This window comes from Candidatus Cloacimonas sp. (assembly GCA_035403355.1).
GTDB lineage: Bacteria > Cloacimonadota > Cloacimonadia > Cloacimonadales > Cloacimonadaceae > Cloacimonas.
The window spans coordinates 22,475-38,791 of sequence record DAONFA010000025.1 but is presented as its reverse complement, the minus strand read 5'-3'; the positions used below and the strand labels follow the sequence as shown (position 1 = coordinate 38,791).

Genomic DNA, 16,317 nt, shown 5'->3' with positions numbered 1-16,317 from the left:
TTCCGGATTGAAATGGTTTCAATCCTTGTTTTAATGGATAGTAGGATAAAAATAGAAAAACACAAAAAAAACTAGTGTTTACTTGTCTTTGTTTCAATCCTTGTTTTAATGGATAGTAGGATAAAAATACGAGCCACCTCCATATTTTTTCCGGATTGAAATGGTTTCAATCCTTGTTTTAATGGATAGTAGGATAAAAATAGCCCCTCGGACTACGTATCTCGGCAATATTATCCAGTTTCAATCCTTGTTTTAATGGATAGTAGGATAAAAATAAAAGTCCGGTAGAAATTGAAATCAAGAACTTTAGTGGTTTCAATCCTTGTTTTAATGGATAGTAGGATAAAAATGACTTTTGCGACTGGGAGTCGGTGAAAAAAAACTCTAGTTTCAATCCTTGTTTTAATGGATAGTAGGATAAAAATGCTGATAGAGAGTGTGAGAAAAGTGTTACCGAATAGTTTCAATCCTTGTTTTAATGGATAGTAGGATAAAAATTTGTTACTTCTACATTTCCCGATATAAAAGACCTGAGTTTCAATCCTTGTTTTAATGGATAGTAGGATAAAAATCCTTGTAATTTCGGGGTTAAATCCCTAATATCATTGACGTTTCAATCCTTGTTTTAATGGATAGTAGGATAAAAATATTATTTCTGCCCAAGAAACAGCAGCACAAAGAAAGTTTCAATCCTTGTTTTAATGGATAGTAGGATAAAAATATTTTATTCGTCCCTAAGGTTCCAGTTGCTGCTTGGAGTTTCAATCCTTGTTTTAATGGATAGTAGGATAAAAATAATAATCTGATACAACCCAGGGAAACCTTTTGGATTACGTTTCAATCCTTGTTTTAATGGATAGTAGGATAAAAATATTAAGGTTCCCCTCCGGAACATGAATGCTTTTATCGGTGTTTCAATCCTTGTTTTAATGGATAGTAGGATAAAAATATTATTGTGAAGATATATTGGTTTCAATCCTTGTTTGTTTCAATCCTTGTTTTAATGGATAGTAGGATAAAAATTCCAGGGAACAGTGGAGAAAATAAGCCATTGTCTCAGTTTCAATCCTTGTTTTAATGGATAGTAGGATAAAAATAAAACTGTTTGGTGGTTCACGCGGGACTTTTATTTGGTTTCAATCCTTGTTTTAATGGATAGTAGGATAAAAATGGAAAACCTTAATCCTTTAGGCGTAATGGTGATTAGGTTTCAATCCTTGTTTTAATGGATAGTAGGATAAAAATACTCCTATATTTTATAAGGTCTTCTATCCCTGCCTCTTGTTTCAATCCTTGTTTTAATGGATAGTAGGATAAAAATTTTTTGGCTATCCGCTATAAGGTTCATTGCTTCATTGTTTCAATCCTTGTTTTAATGGATAGTAGGATAAAAATGCGTCATTTTATGATGAACCCTATCACAGAAGGAATGTTTCAATCCTTGTTTTAATGGATAGTAGGATAAAAATTTATATCTCCAACTTTAATTTTCCCGTAATCGTTTAGTTTCAATCCTTGTTTTAATGGATAGTAGGATAAAAATATGATCTGGTTAAGTTTTAAATCATTCCTCGCAAGGTTTCAATCCTTGTTTTAATGGATAGTAGGATAAAAATGATACCATTGATGGAGATGATGATACTGAACAATGGGGTTTCAATCCTTGTTTTAATGGATAGTAGGATAAAAATAACATTAAGCCCTCTAATTTTGAGGGAGCTATGAAGGTTTCAATCCTTGTTTTAATGGATAGTAGGATAAAAATCATAAGAGCAATCTGGGGTTGCAATTTTGACTGATGTTTCAATCCTTGTTTTAATGGATAGTAGGATAAAAATTTTACAAGAGCTTATCAGCAAGTTCATGAATACTTCGTTTCAATCCTTGTTTTAATGGATAGTAGGATAAAAATCCGTAGCACAGAGCGAAGAATCCGCAATTATCAATCGTTTCAATCCTTGTTTTAATGGATAGTAGGATAAAAATACTTAGCATAGTATGGCACACTTCCCCATACTCAGTCATGTTTCAATCCTTGTTTTAATGGATAGTAGGATAAAAATACGACGATTTTTCAATACAAAGAGAAGTATATAATTAGTTTCAATCCTTGTTTTAATGGATAGTAGGATAAAAATCGGAGCAAGTCACCCTTACTGATACAGGGAGAATGGGTTTCAATCCTTGTTTTAATGGATAGTAGGATAAAAATGCAAGACCTTCTGTAGGGAAAACCGCGTTAGCTCTTGTTTCAATCCTTGTTTTAATGGATAGTAGGATAAAAATTGATTTTCTTTATATCTTTTTCAGGTAGTATGAAAGTTTCAATCCTTGTTTTAATGGATAGTAGGATAAAAATATAGTTGTAAGAGTAGGAACGGAAGGTGTGCAATCAGGTTTCAATCCTTGTTTTAATGGATAGTAGGATAAAAATAGCAATGGATGAGGTTAAAGAGGAGTTTTTTCTACAGTTTCAATCCTTGTTTTAATGGATAGTAGGATAAAAATCAAGCAATGGATGAGGTTAAAGAGGAGTTTTTCTACAGTTTCAATCCTTGTTTTAATGGATAGTAGGATAAAAATTAACCGAGGAGTATCGGAGAGCCGTCCTCTCACTCCGTTTCAATCCTTGTTTTAATGGATAGTAGGATAAAAATAGTATCAGCTTCAGGTTGCATACTATATGTTGTTAGGTTTCAATCCTTGTTTTAATGGATAGTAGGATAAAAATGATAAAGCTCCCGAACTTACGGTAGTAGAGGATTAGTTTCAATCCTTGTTTTAATGGATAGTAGGATAAAAATATGGCAGGAATAAACTATCGGAGCACCAGGAATACTATGTTTCAATCCTTGTTTTAATGGATAGTAGGATAAAAATAGAACTGGTAAGTTTACAGTTCGCTATCAAAAGGTGTTTCAATCCTTGTTTTAATGGATAGTAGGATAAAAATATTGATGATAGTATCCCGATTTCTGCGTTTTGGTCTGGTTTCAATCCTTGTTTTAATGGATAGTAGGATAAAAATCACTTTACCTTTGTAATCAGCATCTCTAAATTCGGTTTCAATCCTTGTTTTAATGGATAGTAGGATAAAAATTTTTCCATTTAGCTTTCTTCCTGTAAGGTATATTTTTGTTTCAATCCTTGTTTTAATGGATAGTAGGATAAAAATGGTAATATTAGTGCCCAAGAAACAGGCTGAAAGTGAGTTTCAATCCTTGTTTTAATGGATAGTAGGATAAAAATAGGGATAATCAAGTAAGTATCTTCTATCCACCAATCCGTTTCAATCCTTGTTTTAATGGATAGTAGGATAAAAATTTTTTTCCCGTTCTGTGAAATACTTGATGAATGCAAAAGTTTCAATCCTTGTTTTAATGGATAGTAGGATAAAAATCAAATACTATTACCCTATCCCATCCGCACCTGACATTGTTTCAATCCTTGTTTTAATGGATAGTAGGATAAAAATCCAATTGAAACTTTCAATGCAAGGCGTGATTGATCAGTTTCAATCCTTGTTTTAATGGATAGTAGGATAAAAATTATGGTAGGTATCAGCACGATGGAAATAATGATTATGTTTCAATCCTTGTTTTAATGGATAGTAGGATAAAAATCTTCCTGCATTCATCTTATTGCCGATTTGGAGCAAGGTTTCAATCCTTGTTTTAATGGATAGTAGGATAAAAATTTTACAGATGCTGGTATAGATGAAATAGATATTATCCGTTTCAATCCTTGTTTTAATGGATAGTAGGATAAAAATGCATTGAATTTGCTGTAGGAATAATAGAAAATGAGTTTCAATCCTTGTTTTAATGGATAGTAGGATAAAAATTGATATTCTACTTGTTATGAAGTTTTACAAGAAAAACGTTTCAATCCTTGTTTTAATGGATAGTAGGATAAAAATTTATCGGGGAATAGAACATCCTTACGGGCATATTAAGTTTCAATCCTTGTTTTAATGGATAGTAGGATAAAAATTGGAACAATGGATAGAGCGGAGGCGATTATGAAAAAGTTTCAATCCTTGTTTTAATGGATAGTAGGATAAAAATGTTATCGGGGAATAGAACATCCTTACGGGCATATTAAGTTTCAATCCTTGTTTTAATGGATAGTAGGATAAAAATATATACGATTGTGCGAGGGGGGAAGGTAGAAGTAGCGAGTTTCAATCCTTGTTTTAATGGATAGTAGGATAAAAATTACAATTTTTAGTATTCTCATCTTGTTTCTCTTTTGGTTTCAATCCTTGTTTTAATGGATAGTAGGATAAAAATTCCTCATCGCTTTCCTTTCTTTCCTTTTTTCTGTAAGTTTCAATCCTTGTTTTAATGGATAGTAGGATAAAAATATGGCAAGAGGGAAGCCCCGGTAGCTGGTCAGCTAATTGTTTCAATCCTTGTTTTAATGGATAGTAGGATAAAAATCAAGGGAACAAAACAGCTCAGATTACTGATATAGAGTTTCAATCCTTGTTTTAATGGATAGTAGGATAAAAATTGAAGCACAAAAATATATTTTATCTGCATTAGAGGAGTTTCAATCCTTGTTTTAATGGATAGTAGGATAAAAATAATAGGAACAGATACTAATACAGGTTCGCTTCTGAGTTTCAATCCTTGTTTTAATGGATAGTAGGATAAAAATCTACTGCATCAATCAAAGCATTCATATCATCTGCTGGTTTCAATCCTTGTTTTAATGGATAGTAGGATAAAAATTGATGATCGTGGCATAGTGTGAGTCGTTAATCTCCAGTTTCAATCCTTGTTTTAATGGATAGTAGGATAAAAATTTTCCTAATCCCAATTGATGAAATAATCCTAATCCTGTTTCAATCCTTGTTTTAATGGATAGTAGGATAAAAATACCAGATGAGCCACTTCTCTGCGCTATTACTTGTCCGTTTCAATCCTTGTTTTAATGGATAGTAGGATAAAAATAAAGCATAATTCTGCCAATTTAGCGAAAATTCTTTTGGTTTCAATCCTTGTTTTAATGGATAGTAGGATAAAAATTGATAATATCATATCTGCCATTACTGATTTGTTTGAGTTTCAATCCTTGTTTTAATGGATAGTAGGATAAAAATTACTTTATGCCGGTAGTTTTGGCGAAGCAGACAGATGTTTCAATCCTTGTTTTAATGGATAGTAGGATAAAAATTTTTAGCTATTGATTTTGAAATTAAGAAATTAGAAAGGTTTCAATCCTTGTTTTAATGGATAGTAGGATAAAAATTTTATTGCTTGAATTTGTAGTCATTGTCATTGTAGGGTTTCAATCCTTGTTTTAATGGATAGTAGGATAAAAATGCAAAAAAGATACCCGGCAACCTTCAAGGATATATAGTTTCAATCCTTGTTTTAATGGATAGTAGGATAAAAATGACATCTTGGCTGATGTTGAAACCGATGAAACTCTGTTTCAATCCTTGTTTTAATGGATAGTAGGATAAAAATGAAATCGGAGAAGGAATTATACCTCAAAAAGTGGACGGTTTCAATCCTTGTTTTAATGGATAGTAGGATAAAAATCGGGTGCTACTCTGGAAATCAGACCTACTATAGGTGGTTTCAATCCTTGTTTTAATGGATAGTAGGATAAAAATCCCGATAATGTGAAAGTGCCGTCAGTAACGCCTTGAAGTTTCAATCCTTGTTTTAATGGATAGTAGGATAAAAATATCTTTTGCTACTCTCTGCACAGAAGGATTCCCGGAGTTTCAATCCTTGTTTTAATGGATAGTAGGATAAAAATAGTGAAACGCACTCGAAGCGGGATTGATATCAATCACGTTTCAATCCTTGTTTTAATGGATAGTAGGATAAAAATCAAGATGATTGAGTTCAAATATAATTCACCTGTATTGTTTCAATCCTTGTTTTAATGGATAGTAGGATAAAAATCTGGATTATGAGATATTGCTTCAGGCAATGTTTCATGTTTCAATCCTTGTTTTAATGGATAGTAGGATAAAAATGCAGTTGGTTCACTGGGGATGTATATTCAAGATTTGGTTTCAATCCTTGTTTTAATGGATAGTAGGATAAAAATTCTTGGCATTTCTCTTGCAGACCCGCTTTTGGGGCGTTTCAATCCTTGTTTTAATGGATAGTAGGATAAAAATGAAAATAATCCAATGGATGAAATCGGAGTTGATATGTTTCAATCCTTGTTTTAATGGATAGTAGGATAAAAATAGTAATCTGCTTCATAGCATCTTCTGCCACGCTTGGTTTCAATCCTTGTTTTAATGGATAGTAGGATAAAAATATTGATTATTTTATGCACAAGAGGTTATAATGAACATGTTTCAATCCTTGTTTTAATGGATAGTAGGATAAAAATTGATTTGAGTTTTGCCGTCAACTTCGTGTCGCATAGTTTCAATCCTTGTTTTAATGGATAGTAGGATAAAAATGGGAATCCTTCTGTGCAGAGAGTAGCAAAAGATTGAGTTTCAATCCTTGTTTTAATGGATAGTAGGATAAAAATTGATAGGATTATTGCTTGCATCTGTTGCCACGCCCTGTTTCAATCCTTGTTTTAATGGATAGTAGGATAAAAATTTGATTTATCGTGATCTGGGTCTTGGAACTTTCAATGTTTCAATCCTTGTTTTAATGGATAGTAGGATAAAAATATCAAAGTCTTGCCATTGCGAATATTCTCTTTGATGTTTCAATCCTTGTTTTAATGGATAGTAGGATAAAAATGGTGTAAACTATTACATTATTGATAGACCGTTCTTGGTTTCAATCCTTGTTTTAATGGATAGTAGGATAAAAATTTGGTAAATCGGAATAATGTAGGCATCAGTTTCTTTCTCGTTTCAATCCTTGTTTTAATGGATAGTAGGATAAAAATTTTTTTTCATTACATTATCTTTTTCTTCTGATGAAAAGTTTCAATCCTTGTTTTAATGGATAGTAGGATAAAAATCATTTTCTTTGATTTTGTTTAGGTTTATTATATTTCTGTTTCAATCCTTGTTTTAATGGATAGTAGGATAAAAATTTTCATATAGACAATATAATCAGCATTAATTATTTGTGTTTCAATCCTTGTTTTAATGGATAGTAGGATAAAAATAGCATTATGCTTGACCTTTATTTTGTGTATATTGATGGTTTCAATCCTTGTTTTAATGGATAGTAGGATAAAAATTGTTTTTCCTTACTATTACTTCTACTACACCGGGAGTTTCAATCCTTGTTTTAATGGATAGTAGGATAAAAATCCGGAAATTAAACCGGATACAGATAATCAAAACATGTTTCAATCCTTGTTTTAATGGATAGTAGGATAAAAATCTTTCAGCCTGTTTCTTGGGCACTAATATTACTGTAGTTTCAATCCTTGTTTTAATGGATAGTAGGATAAAAATGACTACAGACCGTAATCGCTATATTGATCTCCGCATTGTTTCAATCCTTGTTTTAATGGATAGTAGGATAAAAATCACTGTAAGACCTTTTCCCCGATGATCTATCCCTGGTTTCAATCCTTGTTTTAATGGATAGTAGGATAAAAATCATGCCATGGGACGCATAATATGGCTAAGATAGTTTGTTTCAATCCTTGTTTTAATGGATAGTAGGATAAAAATTTAGTTGCGCAGGGGGTCTTTGCTATAGATTTTGAATGTTTCAATCCTTGTTTTAATGGATAGTAGGATAAAAATTCGATTAAGGCGAGCTGGAGTGATGTTCAATGAGACAGTTTCAATCCTTGTTTTAATGGATAGTAGGATAAAAATCATACAGGCATATTATGCTTTTTCCCGAGATAAGCATAGTTTCAATCCTTGTTTTAATGGATAGTAGGATAAAAATGAATATACAAAAGAAGAAATGCAGAAAAGATACCCGGGTTTCAATCCTTGTTTTAATGGATAGTAGGATAAAAATACTGCTCTTTTACTGCTTTTGCTACTTGATACATCAGTTTCAATCCTTGTTTTAATGGATAGTAGGATAAAAATTTAATGAATATAATAGAGCAAAGCAAGGCAGAAGCACGTTTCAATCCTTGTTTTAATGGATAGTAGGATAAAAATCTCGGAGACAATTATTGGGATAGCAGGAATAATGTGTTTCAATCCTTGTTTTAATGGATAGTAGGATAAAAATTTGATGAACTTGGGCTTGATATGCCGGAGATAGATGGTTTCAATCCTTGTTTTAATGGATAGTAGGATAAAAATGCTGGTGACACGCTACCATTGTGGTGCCAGAGCCGAGTTTCAATCCTTGTTTTAATGGATAGTAGGATAAAAATGAGGACAAATTAAAACCATTTGTCCTCTATTTTTTGAGTTTCAATCCTTGTTTTAATGGATAGTAGGATAAAAATGACCAGCAGCAATTTTCTTTTTTGTGTTACTCATTGGTTTCAATCCTTGTTTTAATGGATAGTAGGATAAAAATGAATTTGGAATGAGAAGTTTTATCCCGATGAGCCTGCGTTTCAATCCTTGTTTTAATGGATAGTAGGATAAAAATTATCCTCTCCAATAATCCTAATCCTATTACTGTCCTGTTTCAATCCTTGTTTTAATGGATAGTAGGATAAAAATTTATCCTCTCCAATAATCCTAATCCTATTACTGTCCTGTTTCAATCCTTGTTTTAATGGATAGTAGGATAAAAATCCTTAGTTGCTATTAACGGCAGCTTTTACTCAATGTTGTTTCAATCCTTGTTTTAATGGATAGTAGGATAAAAATAAAAAAGCAATAAACAGCCTGAGCTGAATGAAGAAGTTTCAATCCTTGTTTTAATGGATAGTAGGATAAAAATTTTTATCTATGTATTTAGCTTTTTTTCAGATTAAATGTTTCAATCCTTGTTTTAATGGATAGTAGGATAAAAATTGAGTCTTATGAATGCAAGGCTCAGAAAACAGATAGTTTCAATCCTTGTTTTAATGGATAGTAGGATAAAAATGACGAGCTCAGGTTTGTGGTCAATTGCTTGACCAGGTTTCAATCCTTGTTTTAATGGATAGTAGGATAAAAATCGAGTCATTCCCAGAAGCGGATCAGCGAGTGAGATACGTTTCAATCCTTGTTTTAATGGATAGTAGGATAAAAATAGCATTGACGACTTTTTTGGTAATTTCTTCATTTAGCTGTTTCAATCCTTGTTTTAATGGATAGTAGGATAAAAATAGATTCAGGGCAAAACATTCAGAGCCTTAGTTGCTATGTTTCAATCCTTGTTTTAATGGATAGTAGGATAAAAATACAAAGCTTTCGTAATATGCTAGCTTGTTTTCCAAGGTTTCAATCCTTGTTTTAATGGATAGTAGGATAAAAATAGTTTTATGGCAATTATAAGGAGGCTGAATTTATGCAGTTTCAATCCTTGTTTTAATGGATAGTAGGATAAAAATACATAGATACAGTCAATTTTAACAGGATAGTTTTTCCGTTTCAATCCTTGTTTTAATGGATAGTAGGATAAAAATGGATTGGTTTCATTACGAAGCAGTATCAATTCATCAATGTTTCAATCCTTGTTTTAATGGATAGTAGGATAAAAATGGCTTATTATGACGCAGTTGTAAGTAATGGAGTAGCGTTTCAATCCTTGTTTTAATGGATAGTAGGATAAAAATGATTGAAGGGGAAGTTTATTGAACCAGAAATAGAAGGTTTCAATCCTTGTTTTAATGGATAGTAGGATAAAAATTTGGTAAGTGTTTTTGCGGTTTTTCCGTCGTAAGATTGTTTCAATCCTTGTTTTAATGGATAGTAGGATAAAAATCCGTTGTTGTCAAGCCACATAGATACAGTCAATTTGTTTCAATCCTTGTTTTAATGGATAGTAGGATAAAAATACAGGTAAAAACAAATGGCTATCAAGGAAATCTTGGAGTTTCAATCCTTGTTTTAATGGATAGTAGGATAAAAATAGACAGGTCACGGTAAGTCTCATTCCATCCAGTATCTGTTTCAATCCTTGTTTTAATGGATAGTAGGATAAAAATACTTCGAGTGCAAATCGGGAATCTGCTTCCCGAAAAGGTTTCAATCCTTGTTTTAATGGATAGTAGGATAAAAATCTGCTTTTAGAGAAATCGGAGAAGGAATTGTTCCTGTTTCAATCCTTGTTTTAATGGATAGTAGGATAAAAATCAGATGGAACAGCAATGCTATTGGCGAAGATGAGTGTTTCAATCCTTGTTTTAATGGATAGTAGGATAAAAATTGTAGGAAATCATTTCTATCGCATTCAAACTTCTGGAGTTTCAATCCTTGTTTTAATGGATAGTAGGATAAAAATAGGATAAGCGAAGCATTTACATTGAATCCCTACGACAATGTTTCAATCCTTGTTTTAATGGATAGTAGGATAAAAATATTCGCAACGATTACCAGAAGATATTGATTTCAATATGTTTCAATCCTTGTTTTAATGGATAGTAGGATAAAAATAATATGCATAGGAGCAGTTGAAGATAAAACAGGCATTGTTTCAATCCTTGTTTTAATGGATAGTAGGATAAAAATTATACTGGTTCAGCATAAAAGTGCTTAAAACGGCTGTTTCAATCCTTGTTTTAATGGATAGTAGGATAAAAATAGCATTGACGACTTTTTTGGTAATTTCTTCATTTAGCTGTTTCAATCCTTGTTTTAATGGATAGTAGGATAAAAATTTGAAATTGATGCGAATAAAAAACAAACTTTAAACTGTTTCAATCCTTGTTTTAATGGATAGTAGGATAAAAATTCATATCAGGACTCATTGACGACTTCATTCCGGATTGTTTCAATCCTTGTTTTAATGGATAGTAGGATAAAAATCCATCTTTTGCTATAAGTGCCACACAAATAAAAGCATTACACTGGTTTTTCAGAATCTCAAAATTCATTCTTACGACACTAAAACCAGTTCCTGAAAGAGCCAAAAAGTTCTTTCGGGCAGGCACAAACACTTTATACACCAGTAAAAGAGCAAAAAAATGCTGAAAAAGCAATAAATCCTTCTCGGGGTTCAAGAAGCAGCATCCAGCAAAAATACACATTGAACTGCTTATAATAGTTTTTTTCAATGCAAAAGTAGCATTTCATTTTTTACTTTATTCTTCTACAGAATTTGCAGCTACACACTATATATTATAGTCCTTTTCTCTAAAGGCAAAGAAAGATTTTTTAACACTCATTATATCAAGTAGCACACAAATTCCGATAAGTGCAGTCCGAGCATTTTCTTTTTGCCTTTGCGGGTTTAGGATATATTTCCATATTTATTATCTTGAAAATCTCGTCAAGAGTAAGTTTAGCTTTATCCAGCATTTTTGGGGTAACAGCTAATTCTTCCAAATGATTTTGAGACCTGGTATAGATAATATATGCCTTATTAACAGGAACTTGAAAATTTTCCATTATAAGAAGCGCATATAGAACTTGCTGATATTTAAGGGTCTTATAGATCTTATTTTCCCAAAACGCATATTTATAATCAAGAGGAGCAGCGCTACCATCTTCAAGAAAAAGAACTTCATCAATTTTTCCTACCAGTTTCAGTTTATCGGAAGAAAGATAGACATCGGTAAGTTTATCAACAGCACCGGCTTTTTTACGCAAATAGTCCTTATTTTGAACCATTTTCAGTTTATGGATATCTCTTCCTTTATTTACGAGAGTTCTTCTGTGTTCATGTTGCTCAATCTTCAATACATTCATAAAATAAACAAATCTCGGGCAGAAGAGATATTCCATCACTTCGGAAGGGGTAATAAACTGAAAATCTATCACAGAAAAAATGCCTTAATTTCATTCGTAATAAGTTCAGGATCAAATGCCTGGCCAAGCAAATGACAGCTTTTAAAATCCTCATTGCACATCGGGAAAATATAAACCCGGTCAATTTCAGGATTGATTAAATCCTCTATCTTGCAGGTTAATTCTTTGCATTTGGTGCGGCTCATTTCCCCCAAGAAAACAGAGTATTGAACTCTATAAATACCGGCTTGTTCACAGCATTTGGAAACTTTATTCCGAATTTTGTCTTTAACGATATCATACATCACCCAGGTTAACATTTTTCGTCTCCATTGTCCTCAAAATTGCTATTCAGGAAATTCTGCAATTTCCTGTTTATAGAGGTCTCAAGATAGTTTTCTCTTTTATCAATTAAGAAATTGGCAAAGGCGTGAGCATCGGTTTGAAGCATATCAATGCGTTTACGGTTTTTATTATGATACCGGATAATTTCATCAAAATGTTCCAGCAGCAAAGGAGCCAGGAACTTTTTTCCTGCAGTGCTAAGTAACACACCTTGATGAACCGGCTCTATGAATTCCGGAGAAAATTTATGCCGGGAAAAAATATAGAATACCGGCTCATCCACCAAAATACGATAGGGCTCTATAAAATCAAAGACAAAGGACTTCTTATTGTAATTATCACTATGTAAAATACCCAAATAGGGATCAAGACCGGCAATAATTAAAGCTCTCTCCACTTTGGAATAAAGCATACCATAGCCATAATTAAGCATAGCATTGAAAGCATCTTTAGCAGGACGCGAACTTCTGCCTGCAAATTCATAAGCATCCGGAATAAGCTCTGCCAGAAGAGAAAAGTAATTTTTGGAAGCACCTCCTTCCCAACCCATAAAAGAACCGGAAAGTTCTTCCAAATTACCTTCTGCCTGCATTATACTAATAGCTGCCTCCTGCATATTTTGCATCCGGGTTTGAAAGCAGCTTTTATCACAATCCCGCTTGGAAAGCAAGCGCTGCACAAAACGATACTGATTCATTATTTTAATGGCAACCCAGTTTTTGATGAATTGTAAACCTACATTATCAGATAACATTTCCAGCTGCCTTCTCCGAATTAAAACAGTGCTGCCAATCTTGGGAAACCAAATTCTGCCATAAGGATTTCCATATTTATCCAAAAAAACAATATCTATATTATAATCCATCGCTAATTGAATAGCATCCGTAGTTATAATGGCAGCATTGGAAATTACAATGGAAGATATCTTTTCCGGAGAGAGCTTGGTTTTCCTGTCCTCAATGCTCAATTCAAACATATCATCTTTTTTGCGTAAGTAACTACCGTAGGTATTTAAATGGACTTCCATCAGAAAGCAAGACAGCTTGATTTAGCTGTAGAATATAGTTTAAAGCCAGTTGTGAATTCGTAAAATTCATTAACAAATTCGTTCTCAATGTAATAGATATGGTCATTAAGTTTCTTCACCTTATATTCATCATAGATAGCGTTAAGTTCATTGAGGGAAAGATTTATTTGATATGAGTTCAAAGAATGATATTCTTTTTCCAGAGCTGTTTTTGTTTTTTGTAATTCCTCCTTTGTAAGCTCATTCTGCTTAATGTATTCTAATTTACTTATTATAGATGAAATTGCTTTAGTAGATGTATCATCACAAAGAATATAGATCGTCTCAGTAGCATAATTATCGGTAATGATTTTAAAATCAGCAATGGGTATTTGATTTTTAATGTTTTGATCGTAATTTAGAACGGAGATAGCTTTTAATATAGCTTCTCCTTTTGCACCAACATCAAGCTTTTGATAATAGTTATCTACAATACCAGGAAACTGATAACTTTCTAAGGAGGTGTAACCTTCAAGACACTCTTTTGTTTTAGATAATAGATATTTATCATATACATAGCGGCTAAGAAACTTACCATCTTTTTGTAAATTGACCAAAAACATTTCTCCGCCAAGTTCACCTAATTCATTGTGTCTATTACATCTACCTGCAACCTGGATAATACTATCTAAAGGGCCAAAATCACGATATACCTTTTGAAAACTTATGTCCACACCTGCTTCAATCAATTGAGTAGAGACCAAAGCTACTTTTGTCTTTTCTTCCTTAATGATACTACCAATTTTTTCTATAATTTCCTGACGGTGCAAAGGAATATGCAGGGTTGTTAAACAGAAAACTTGATAAGATGAACTATAATTAGATAAAAGAAAATCATAAATAGCAAGAGCTGAGCGTTTGGTATTCATAACAATTAAAATACTCTTGGAATCTCCAAGCACCAGGTAATTCTGGCAAAACTCATCTAAAGTTTGTTCCTTTAGATTAATATTAAGTTTTACACGATTAAAATCGGGAACTGAGAAAAGTTCTTTCTGACATAATTCTATATATGTATCCTGAGGAAATAAATAGGGTTGAGTGGCAGAACAAGACAATATAAAAGTATCAAATCTTTCCGCAAGCACCTTAAATAGAACTCTTAGTAAGGGATAATAATCTGCAGGCAAGTTTTGGACTTCATCCAGAAGAATTATAGAATTAATAATATTATGCAGCTTACGGAGCATCCCGTTTCTATTGCCAATTAAGGAATGAAACAATTGCACAAATGTAGAAATAACGCAAGCAGATTCCCAGGATTCAATAGACAAGGTATCTTTTTGCAATTCATCCAAATTGTATGTTGGCTCAGCTTTTGTAACTGTAGAATAATCTACCAAATGATGATGTTTTACTATAAATCTGTAATCTAAAGTAGCTTGCTCAGAGAGGTTAGAATGTAACACACTTTCAAATTCTTTATAATTTTGGTCTATAATAGAAGTATAGGGGAGGCAATAAATAACTCTGCGGGAAGCATCCTCAAGGTTTTGAATGCAATTAGTAAATTCCATGCAAGCAAATGTTTTTCCGCTTCCGGTTGGAGCAGTTAGAGTATATAATTTCTGAGAGAGTTCAATGCTAAGATTTTCTTGGATATTAGCAATAAATTGATTTCTTAAGGGATTTAAAGCTCCCTGTTTCTTATTCTTTTCGGCAATTAACTTTGCGGGTGAATAGCAAAGTTTAGGATTAAGCTTATCCAAATATACATATTCTTTCCCTGCTGCATTATGTTTATCGGCATCTATAAGGACGGAGAATAATAGATTTTGAATAAGAAATGATTCTATTGTATCATCAATATTGGCTGGAGAATAAGTAAGAGAAAAATCATCCAAATTATCATTCAAAAGCTGAAAAGAACTATAAGACAAATCCGGCAAGCTGATATTGTGCTTTTGTAGGAGTTTTGTTAGTCCAACATCGTTATTTATGTTGTCCAATACACTTTTATAGATTGTAAGCGTCTCATTGATAAGAGCTGCATTATCCAGTCCTTCACTATAAAAAGAACTTAAGTTACTATGATGTTTTTGCACACATTTAAAGGCAAGGGGAGCAAAAAAGGAAAATTCGTTCCAGGAGTTAAAATTAAAATATGTTATAACTGCCGAGATAAAACTATGATGGCTTAAGTTATTTTGTTTTCCACCCCGGATATAGTTTTGGAAATAAGAAGATGCTTTCCCTAAATCATGCATTATACCAATTTTTTCAGCAACAGAAGCTATCTTATCTTTAGTTGTCGTATTTAAATTCAGGGAAAGCTTTTGGATCATCTCTTTAGCATTAGAAGCTACTTCAGCTAAATGATCTACCAAAAGCTTTTCCTGATATCCATTTTTTGCAGGATGGGAAATAATCATAAAAAAGATATTCTGGTTCTTTGGTTATTATGTAATTCAACCAAATCTTTGAACTTACCGAAAATTCTTTTTCCGTTTGCTTCTAAAACTATATTGCCAAAGCGGTTGGTTTGGCGATAACTTTTTCTTTTTTCACTTATCAATTCCTGTTCCAGAGGCATTCTTTCCATAATTAAATCACAATCCTGGGAAGTAATCTCTTCTATCAATTCTCTTTCTATTGCGGAATCCAGATAATCAGATTCAGAGATTGTTTCAAATTCACCTTGGTTATAGGTTCTAATTAATTCCAGATGGGCAATAAACTGTCTTTGTCCTAAAGATAGACCATAACCGAAATTTTTTCTTAAAATCCTATTTTCCAATACGGTTAAGTCCTTGTCTTCTGTATTAAAACAAATAAAGAGTATCCATTCCAATTCTTTGGAACCCTGAGCTTTTAATAGTTCCAAACGACATTGTTTATGAGCGGAAAGATCATTTATGGGGATTTTTCTACTTTTATCTTGAGCATAATTCAATGTCTGGAATACCTTATGATAATATATACCAGGAACTAAAGCAATAGCAACACCCATATTTCCTGAATTCATTAAATTATAATAACCATCTCTTTCAATTTGTAAAATAGAAGCCAGTAAACCGCATATAGTAGTTCGGGGTGGAATTAAATAAGTTAGAGAAGAAGCGTTAGTATAAAATTTACGAAAATGCGCAAATTTACCTGCCAGCTTCAGCTCTAAAATCCTATTTGAATTTTTAAGAATATTCATATCTTTCCC

Annotated in this window: 5 protein-coding genes and 1 CRISPR repeat array; all 5 genes read right to left on the bottom strand. The window is 32.5% G+C overall.

The window, feature by feature from the left end; genetic code table 11:
* Window positions 1-15: 15 nt before the first annotated feature.
* Window positions 16-10,831: direct repeats of the CRISPR family, unit length 38 nt; unit sequence GTTTCAATCCTTGTTTTAATGGATAGTAGGATAAAAAT.
* A 363-nt stretch (window positions 10,832-11,194) separates the two neighbouring features.
* Genes cas4 through cas5 form a run of 5 tightly spaced genes read right to left on the bottom strand, consistent with a single transcriptional unit; the run spans window position 11,195 to window position 16,308 of the window.
* Entirely contained in the window at window positions 11,195-11,785 is a 591-nt protein-coding gene (cas4, locus tag PLE33_06980) for a CRISPR-associated protein Cas4 (GenBank protein ID HPS60992.1), read from the bottom strand.
* Window positions 11,782-12,072: a CRISPR-associated endonuclease Cas2 gene (cas2, locus tag PLE33_06975; protein HPS60991.1), complete on the bottom strand. Its 291-nt coding sequence runs from the start codon at window positions 12,070-12,072 to the stop codon at window positions 11,782-11,784. The genes cas4 and cas2 overlap by 4 nt, the downstream gene beginning before the upstream one ends.
* Entirely contained in the window at window positions 12,066-13,124 is a 1,059-nt protein-coding gene (cas1, locus tag PLE33_06970; GenBank protein ID HPS60990.1) for a CRISPR-associated endonuclease Cas1, read from the bottom strand. The genes cas2 and cas1 overlap by 7 nt, the downstream gene beginning before the upstream one ends.
* The gene (cas3, locus tag PLE33_06965; protein HPS60989.1) at window positions 13,124-15,535 is read right to left on the bottom strand and encodes a CRISPR-associated helicase Cas3'; all 2,412 of its coding nucleotides are present in this window, start codon (window positions 15,533-15,535) and stop codon (window positions 13,124-13,126) included. Before cas3 ends, cas1 begins: the two co-directional genes overlap by 1 nt.
* Entirely contained in the window at window positions 15,532-16,308 is a 777-nt protein-coding gene (gene cas5 / locus PLE33_06960) for a CRISPR-associated protein Cas5 (GenBank protein ID HPS60988.1), read from the bottom strand. The genes cas3 and cas5 overlap by 4 nt, the downstream gene beginning before the upstream one ends.
* Window positions 16,309-16,317: the final 9 nt, after the last annotated feature.

Bases quoted from the DNA above. Each gene is read 5' to 3' on its own strand.
- cas5 (HPS60988.1), bottom strand. From the start codon at position 16,308: ATGAATATTCTTAAAAATTCAAATAGGATTTTAGAGCTGAAGCTGGCA.
- cas3 (HPS60989.1), bottom strand. From the start codon at position 15,535: ATGATTATTTCCCATCCTGCAAAAAATGGATATCAGGAAAAGCTTTTG.
- cas1 (HPS60990.1), bottom strand. From the start codon at position 13,124: ATGGAAGTCCATTTAAATACCTACGGTAGTTACTTACGCAAAAAAGAT.
- cas2 (HPS60991.1), bottom strand. From the start codon at position 12,072: ATGTTAACCTGGGTGATGTATGATATCGTTAAAGACAAAATTCGGAAT.